This window comes from Kitasatospora sp. NPDC004240 (genome assembly GCF_053603215.1).
The window spans coordinates 1-5,178 of record NZ_JBSGFD010000346.1 but is presented as its reverse complement, the minus strand read 5'-3'; the positions used below and the strand labels follow the sequence as shown (position 1 = coordinate 5,178).

Annotated in this window: 7 protein-coding genes; 1 reads left to right on the top strand and 6 read right to left on the bottom strand. The window is 70.5% G+C overall.

Features of this window, described 5'->3' with window-relative positions; genetic code table 11:
* From ACWEQL_RS40800 to ACWEQL_RS40780, 5 genes are all read right to left on the bottom strand, one after another.
* A partial coding sequence (locus ACWEQL_RS40800) for a putative T7SS-secreted protein (protein ID WP_452156419.1) occupies positions 1 to 706 on the bottom strand: 706 nt, incomplete at its 3' end.
* A complete protein-coding gene (locus ACWEQL_RS40795) occupies positions 703 to 1,260 on the bottom strand; it encodes a hypothetical protein (RefSeq protein ID WP_452156417.1) in 558 nt (185 codons plus the stop codon). The genes ACWEQL_RS40795 and ACWEQL_RS40800, both read right to left, overlap by 4 nt.
* Positions 1,253 to 1,714: a hypothetical protein gene (locus ACWEQL_RS40790; protein ID WP_452156415.1), complete on the bottom strand. Its 462-nt coding sequence runs from the start codon at positions 1,712 to 1,714 to the stop codon at positions 1,253 to 1,255. Before ACWEQL_RS40790 ends, ACWEQL_RS40795 begins: the two co-directional genes overlap by 8 nt.
* Before the next feature lie 492 nt (positions 1,715 to 2,206).
* On the bottom strand, positions 2,207 to 2,731 hold the full coding sequence (locus ACWEQL_RS40785; protein WP_452156413.1) for an SMI1/KNR4 family protein: 525 nt from the start codon (positions 2,729 to 2,731) through the stop codon (positions 2,207 to 2,209).
* 114 nt (positions 2,732 to 2,845) lie between these two features.
* Entirely contained in the window at positions 2,846 to 4,258 is a 1,413-nt protein-coding gene (locus ACWEQL_RS40780; protein ID WP_452156411.1) for a tetratricopeptide repeat protein, read from the bottom strand.
* A gap of 265 nt (positions 4,259 to 4,523) precedes the next feature.
* Between ACWEQL_RS40780 and ACWEQL_RS40775 the strand changes: the two genes are divergently transcribed.
* A complete protein-coding gene (locus ACWEQL_RS40775) occupies positions 4,524 to 4,979 on the top strand; it encodes a transposase (RefSeq protein WP_452156409.1) in 456 nt (151 codons plus the stop codon).
* A gap of 31 nt (positions 4,980 to 5,010) precedes the next feature.
* Here ACWEQL_RS40775 and ACWEQL_RS40770 read toward each other — a convergent pair.
* On the bottom strand, positions 5,011 to 5,178 hold a 168-nt coding region (locus tag ACWEQL_RS40770; RefSeq protein ID WP_452152898.1), incomplete at its 5' end, for a DUF5713 family protein.

Here is a 5,178-nt window from a genome sequence, read left to right as displayed (position 1 = left end):
CGGCGTCCAGCTTCTCCTGCGCCGCCTTGAACTCCCCCTCCACCGGGTTGGTGAAGTCCTCGGGCCGGGCCGGCGGGGTGGCCGGGCGCTGATCGGCCGGCATGGCGTTGTAGGCCTTCGCGCGAAGGTTGTAGGTCAGGGCGTCCTCGCGCCACTGCGCGACGGCGGCGTCCAGCTTCTTCTGCGCCGCCTTCCACAGCTCCACGGCCTCCTGGGCCTGGCCTCGGGCCCAGGTCACGGTGTGCGCGTAGTTCTCCAGCGCCGCGGCCGCCTTGCCGCAGGCGTCGGCAGCGGTCAGCCAGCCCTTGGGCTGTGGGGTGAAGGTGGCCCGGAACGCCTCCGCCGCCTCGCCCTTCCAGTGCTCGTGGTCCAGACGCGCCAGCGCGGTGCCGGTCTTCTCGAACGCGTCGTGGAACTTCTTCAGGTGCGCGGCGACCTCGCCGATCCGCTTCGGGTCGCCGTGCAGCAGATGTTGTATGTCGTCGCTCTGGCCGAGCTCGGCCTCGCCGACCTGCAGGCCACCGGCGTCCGCCACGTCATCGCCCCAGCCGCGCACGGACTGGGCGGCGCCGTCGAGGCCGACCTCCTCCAGCAGCCCGCCGACCGCGCTCGCGCCGCCCTTGAGGATCCCAGCGCCGGCCTTGAGGTTGACATCGACGAACTTGTTCGCTGCCCCGAGTACCCCGTCAAGAACCCCGCCGCTCATGAGTCCTGGCCCGTCACGGTGCCGTGGATGAAGCCTGCGACGGCCTGGGGCTGTTCGAGCTTGCTCTTGGCGGCGTCCTTCCAGGCATTCTTGATGTTCTCGCCGGACTGGGCGGCGGAGGCGGCGGAGAAGTCGGGGTTGGTGAGCTGGGTGTAGGGGTTGTCGCCCCAGATCTCGTTCCAGGACTTGCCGGCGGCCTGCTCGCCGCTCTGGTGGGGATTGCCCATGGCGGCGGCGACGGTGCCCTTGAGCAGGCCGTCGACGTACTGCTCCTGCTCGTGGTAGAAGCCGGCGGCCAGCCCGAGGCGCCCGGCGACGGCGGAGCCCTGCTGGACCAGGGAGCGCACGCCCCAGGACCAGCGCTCGCAGAACTCGCCGAAGACGGCGCTGAGCTGGCCGTGACCAGCGTCCATGCCGGACAGTTCCAGCTCGGTGAAGCCGCGTCCGCTCTCGGCCAGGCCGGCGATGCCGAGCTTCTGCATCTCGTCGATCGCCTCGTTGATGCCCTTCTCCGCCAGCTTCAGCGTCTCCGGATCGACCTCGAAATCAGCCATGACCAAATCCCCCCATCTCCATCGGTTCCACGGATGACGAAACCTCCGACGAACCCGATTGCAGCCCCCGATCCGCACGCGCATGCCCACCATCGAGTGCAATCACGTCCGACACGATCCCGCGCATCGGCGGGAACAGCATGCCTTGCGCGCCGGCCGCGTCCACGGCAATCCCGCCAGGCACCCCGAGCGCGGGCACGGCCACGTCCAGCAGCCGCGAGCCCAGGACCGTCAGATAGGGCAGGCCCTCCGTCGGCAGGCCCTTGGCCTGCGCGAAGGCGGCGAGTTCGGCCTCACTGGTGAAGGCGTGGATCCAGCGCAGCCCGCCGTGGTCGCAGGTCCACACCGCCTCCTCGCCCCAGCGCAGCACCAGCAGCGCACTACGGCGCAGCTCCGCCACCATCAGCACCGGATCCCCCGCACCCGCCCGCATCATCCGGACCTGGTGCACCAACCCCGCGTTCCCCATGACCCCCCGATCACACGTCAGCGCTCACCCTAACCGACCCGCCCATGGCGCCTCGGCGTTGAACCGTGGCGTGTCCGTGTCGATCTGGTGAGAGCTGAAGTCCAGACGCCTACTGGACGAAGTCCGGCCAGAAAGCGATGGTCACCTGCGGTTCCAGGTCTCCGGGCGCTCGTGGCCTGCGTCGAACTCGGGGGCCGATGCAGTCGGCGAGTTCTTCGCCATAGAAGTGTCAGTCATGACCGACGGCTGCCAGCAGGTACCACCGCAGCAATGCGGTGGCCGGCGATCGGACCGGCCTGGCATCATCCCGTGCCTACCTGCGCCGGCGCACCACGAACGCCCGCCACCCCGACGTCCTGGACGCCCAACGACGCGAACGCGCCCGCAGCCGCAGCGAACGAGGTGCCCGGTGGGCCGGTAGACCACTGCAGACAGCCGCTTGACCGCCTGACCTGGCAACCGTTTCCGGGCACGGCACTACACGTCGAAGGGTTCGTAGCGGGCGCCGTCTCCGGGCCAGGCGCGGTCCATGAACGGCGCCCGGTCGAGGTCGTCGAAGCAGCGCATCAGGAAGTCGGTGAAGCTGCCGCTGGTGCGGTACCACTCGGCGCACTCGCTGCCGACCACGATCTCCCAGCTCCCCGGATCCGGGTCGTCGGCCAGGAAGTAGTACTCGCTGCCGTGCTCGTCGCGGCCCCAGCGGATGAGCCCGCCGGGGTCGGGATGGAACGGGAAGGGGTAGAGGTCCTCGCACCCTCTGCGCGCATCGCGCCAACCCTCCAGGGACCAGAAGACCCCGAGTTCGGCAGAGGTCATGAGCCCGGTCGGCCGGTCGAGGTGGAGGTACTCGTCGAGGGTTCCGGGCCCGTACACGTCCATGAAGGCCTTGTAGTCCGCGGGCAGCGTGACACCGAGATGCTGTTCGGAGGCCTCCCAGACCTCTCGGCACGGCCGGCCCCACGCTTCCTCCGGCTCACCGAGCAGCGACCGGAGGCGTTCCAATGCCGATGGCACGTCTTTTCCCGTCCCTGATCCGTGACTGGCTGGGACCATCATGACGCCTCCCCCTGACAACACCGATACACCCAGCGCCCTCAGCCCGGCGAACCTTCGCGGTCACAGCAGCTCGGGCTCTTGCTGCTGCTCGCCCTGCTCCATCCGTGCGAGTGCGGCGCGGATGCCCCAGGGGTCCGCCTCCTTCCACTCGCGTTCGCGCTGCTCGTACGCCGCGCGCTGTTCGGCGGTGGAGGGGATGGCCGCGATGGCCTCGGTGGGGCGGCCGGTGCGGGCCAGGAGGTCGGCCAGGCTGTTGGCCGCGGACCGGTGCGGTGACGAGCGCAGCAGCGTGACGGCTTCCTCGGTCCGGCCGTCGTCTTCGAGGAGGTCGGCGATGGAGGGGTCCCACTGGCCGGGCTCGTCCTGGGGCAGGGTGGCGGCGAGCGCGATGGCCTCGGTGTGGCGGCCGGCCTTGCCGAGCAGCCACAGGCGCGTGATGTGGACGTCGTCGGGGTGGCCGTCGACCCACCAGCCGGTGAGGTTGTCCAGTATTTCGAGTGCCCGGCCGGGCCGGCCGTCGTCCAGCAGCAGGCCGATGAGCCGGTGGACGACGCCGCCGCCGCGGTCGTGGTCCTCGCACGCGGGCAGGGCGACCTCGACGGCTTCGTCGATCTGGCCCTGGCGGCCCAGCAGCACCATCAGCTGCACGCGGTCGTGGTCGTGGTTGTGGGCGGTGATGCGTTCGCGCAGCAGGGCCTCGGACTCCGGCTCCCGTCCGGCCTTGTCGAGCGCCGCGGTGTACACACCGACGAAGTGGCAGTCGCCTGCCGCGAGTGCCGCAAGCTCCTCGGTCAGGCCCTGGCGGGCGAGCAGCGCGGCGAAGTACTCCGGGAAGTTGAGGGGGTGCCGCACTCCGGTGGCGATCTCGGCGCGCAGCAGGTCGAGCGCCTCGCCCGCGCGGCCGGCCCGCTCCAGCACCTGGGCGGTGTAGAGAAGCACCTGCCAGCGGCCCGGCCCGGGCCAGCCGGTCGCGCCCTCGAGCGCCCGGGTGAGCAGCTGAAGCACCCGCTCGTCGCGGTCCTGGCCCTCGGTCACCTCGACCAGGATCCGCAGCAGCCAGCCCTTGTCCAGATGCGGGATGAGGACCTCGATCGCGGTGTCGGCCCGGCCGGCCTTGACCGCCAGTTCCGCGTAGCGGGCGCAGTAATGTTCGTCGTCCACCTGGACCGGGTCGGGGCGGGTCATGGCGAGCGCATCATCGCCGCGACCCTGGCGGGTCATGACGCCGGCGGCAAGAAACCGGGCGGTGCGCCAGCCGGTGGCGGTGAACGGCGCCAGCACCTCCAGCGCCCGCTCGTACCGCCCGTCCGCGCAGAGCGATTCGACGGCGCCCTCGGCGCAGTGCCAGTCCCCGCGCTCCCGGGCCGCCTGGATCACCACCTCCACATGCCCCTGGTCGATGAGGGTGCGAACCAGGCGCGGGGAGACCCCGAGAAGGGTATGGGCCTGCCAGGAAAGATCATCGATGTTCACGCGGGCCACCCTACGAACCACCGCTGACACCACACCCGGCGCCGAGGCGTGCGCGGGCCGGATCGTGTCGCTACAGCCGGTACCGGTCGTCTGCGCCGACGCGCAGCACGCTGCGAATCACCGCGGCTCCAGCCCCTGGCGGACGCGAAATGGGCGATCACATGGGACCTGAGCGTCGACTCCACGGTCTGTCGCGCCCATCAGCATGCGGCCGGAGCCCGCAGCCAGGGCGAGCTTCACAAGGAGCCACCGGGCGCCGAGCCAGGTGACCATCGGCTGGGGAGGGTCGCGCGGCGGGTTCACCACCAAGCTCCATCTGGCAGTCGAGCAGGGCCAGAAGCCATTGTCGACCGTGGTGACCGCTGGGCAGCGCGGACACTCGCCCGAGTTCGAAGCCGTGCTGGAGAGGGTCCACGTGCCCCGCGTTGGGCCGGGACGGCCGCGCGTCCGCCCCGATCGTGTGCGGGCGGACCGCGCCTACCCGCGCCGCCGGGGGATCCGCTGCACCATCCCCGACAAGGCCGACCAGGCGCGCAATCGGCGCAAGCCCGGCTCCCGCGGCGGCCGGTCGCCGAAGTTCGACACGACCGATTACCGCGAACGTCATGCGGTCGGATGCGGCATCAACCGCCTCACGAGGCGCCGAGCTGTCGTCACGCTGTACCACAAGCCCGCCGTCCGCTACCAGGCGACCGTGCTGATCGCAGTTCTCGACGAATAGCTCTGATCGAGACGGCCTTCCTGCCCCCGGGTCACCAGTCCCGGCCGGCGGTCAGCCTCTCCGCATCCGAGTCCGTGAACCCGTATGCCGATGCGACGAAACAAAACTCGTCGCAGATCCACTCGCGCGCAACCGTCTCGATCTCGCTCCCGGCCGCCATGAACTCCTTGTCCAGCAGGTTGAACTCCTCCGTCGCAGC

Excerpts from the sequence above, each read along its gene's own strand:
- ACWEQL_RS40795 (WP_452156417.1), bottom strand. The coding sequence starts at position 1,260 with ATGGCTGATTTCGAGGTCGATCCGGAGACGCTGAAGCTGGCGGAGAAG.